Source organism: Vibrio sp. 1978 (genome assembly GCF_033344345.1).
Window position 1 is genome coordinate 1 of the sequence record NZ_JAWPOP010000503.1, and the last position, 679, is coordinate 679.

General features: G+C 47.6%; 2 protein-coding genes. Both read right to left on the bottom strand.

Annotated elements, in window-relative coordinates:
- On the bottom strand, window positions 1-78 hold a 78-nt coding region (locus R8N49_RS27480), incomplete at its 3' end, for a pyridoxine 5'-phosphate synthase (RefSeq protein ID WP_318190500.1).
- Window positions 75-679 (bottom strand): DNA repair protein RecO (gene recO / locus R8N49_RS27485; protein WP_318190499.1); only part of this gene is annotated, 605 nt, incomplete at its 5' end. The genes R8N49_RS27480 and recO, both read right to left, overlap by 4 nt.

The window sequence follows — 679 nt, forward strand, 5'->3', positions numbered from 1 at the left end:
ATCTGGGTATTTTGTACCACGCGCATTACGTAGAGTGGCAATATGGTCGATATTAACGCCTAAATATATTGAGCTCATTTTCCATTACTCCGTGCTCTGGGTGTCTGAATAAACAATTCACGACTTTTTAAAGGTTTGCCGCCAAGATACGGCTTTAAGGCTATACGTGTAAAGCGTTTTGCCGCTTTTAACTGCTCTTTAGTGACAAACCGCCGCTCACTGATTGCAATCAGCTCATTACCCAAAAATGTTAGATTGTCCCGCCTTACCGATGCGATAAATCCCTTTTGTTCTCGGTAGCGGTACGTCATCTCAGGATCGACCGGCTCACCCGTGCCAGCACAGTGCAAAAAGTCGACGCCATAGCCCATTGAAGAGAGCAAAGCCAACTCAAAACGGCGTAATGCGGGTTCTGGGTTTTCACACTGAGCGAGCTCGGTTAAGGCATGCAGGTAATCATGAAACAGTGCAGGCATTGGGACTTCTGCCATTAGCACTCGCCCAACGAGCTCGTTGACGTACATGGCTGAGTACAGGTTGATCCCAAACAAAGGTAAACCAAGGCTGATAGGCTCTGCTTGGCGCAACGTTTTCATCGACCCTTTACCAGACCATTTAAGCAATAGAGGCGTAAAAGGTTGCAGTGCGCCTTTTAGATTGGAACGTTTACTACGCGCGC